The 1,147-nt window shown below is 51.9% G+C and carries 6 tRNA genes; 5 read left to right on the top strand and 1 reads right to left on the bottom strand.

The features are described from left to right. Positions 1-149: 149 nt before the first annotated feature. Positions 150-224: transfer RNA gene (locus QP995_RS10745), tRNA-Val, on the bottom strand. Positions 225-583: 359 nt separating this feature from the next. Here QP995_RS10745 and QP995_RS10740 point away from each other — a divergent pair. The 5 genes from QP995_RS10740 to QP995_RS10720 all read left to right on the top strand — a co-directional run bounded on the left by QP995_RS10740 (position 584) and on the right by QP995_RS10720 (position 1,141). Next, positions 584-656 (top strand) — tRNA-Gly (locus tag QP995_RS10740). A gap of 66 nt (positions 657-722) precedes the next feature. Beyond that, positions 723-793 (top strand) — tRNA-Cys (locus tag QP995_RS10735). A 32-nt stretch (positions 794-825) separates the two neighbouring features. Further along, positions 826-900, top strand: a tRNA-Val gene (locus tag QP995_RS10730). Between the two features lie 27 nt (positions 901-927). Further along, positions 928-1,000: transfer RNA gene (locus QP995_RS10725), tRNA-Gly, on the top strand. Between the two features lie 66 nt (positions 1,001-1,066). Next, positions 1,067-1,141 (top strand) — tRNA-Val (locus QP995_RS10720). The last annotated feature ends 6 nt before the right edge of the window (positions 1,142-1,147 follow it).

Here is a 1,147-nt window from a genome sequence, read left to right as displayed (position 1 = left end):
CCTTATATAAGCCCGTTTTATGCGGCCTGACCAGCAAATAGGCTGAAAATCAGACACACTTTTTGTCACTTAACCCGAATATAGTTCAGGTCACACAGCAAAACCCCGGCCGCGCCGTTTTTATACGAGGCGTCGACCGGGGTTTTAAATGGTAGTCCCAACTGGGTTCGAACCAGCGACCTTTCCGGTGTGAACGGAACGCTCTTCCACTGAGCTATGGGACTCGGACAGAAAAGCACTAAGCCTTTGCTGCTCTGCGGAATAAGTTAGCACGCGTTTTGGAGATTTCCCTAATTGAGTTGCATTGCGTTTGCGATTGCGCAGTTCGAAGATTTTTTACCCCATCGATGGAACTCCATGACGATAGCGGCTCGATAGGCGCCCAGTAACAAACCCGCGAAAGCGAATAAATGACATTGTTGCGATTCAGAGGCATCAAAGATTGGTCTTTAGCCCCACTCTCATAGAGGCAATACAGATGCTCACCTGGTAATTTGTAATCAATCGCACAATCACGCTAAAGTATCTTTCGCACCGCAAGGGAGCAATTGAGATTCTCTTTTCGCCCTCCTTGCAACGCGATGCGGATGTAGCGCAGCTGGTAGCGCATAACCTTGCCAAGGTTAGGGTCGCGGGTTCGAGTCCCGTCATCCGCTCTGGTTTCTCAAGAAGTTAGACCCTGTGGTATAACTTCGAGGCAACCACTGAGGCGGCAGCCTCACGGTGGAATGGCCGAGTGGCGAGGCAACGGCCTGCAAAGCCGTGTACACGGGTTCGATTCCCGTTTCCACCTCAGCAGAGATTCCTTACCGGTTTCGATGTTTTGCGCGATTAGCTCAGTGGGAGAGCGCTTCCCTGACACGGAAGAGGTCACTAGTTCAATCCTAGTATCGCGCACCACGTAAGCCCTTATGGGCGAACGTATTTGCGGATGTAGCGCAGCTGGTAGCGCATAACCTTGCCAAGGTTAGGGTCGCGGGTTCGAGTCCCGTCATCCGCTCAGTGCAAAGCCCCCTTCTCTCAGAAGGGGGTTGCGCATGAAAGCTTTCATATAGCTTTTAACCCAGCGTGATTAGCTCAGTGGGAGAGCGCTTCCCTGACACGGAAGAGGTCACTAGTTCAATCCTAGTATCGCGCACCACGTAAG

Source organism: Corynebacterium sp. MSK032 (genome assembly GCF_030232065.1).
In the GTDB taxonomy this organism is placed as follows: Bacteria; Actinomycetota; Actinomycetes; order Mycobacteriales; family Mycobacteriaceae; genus Corynebacterium; species Corynebacterium jeikeium_D.
Note: the sequence above shows the minus strand (reverse complement) of the source record. Positions and strands in the feature narration are given on the sequence as shown.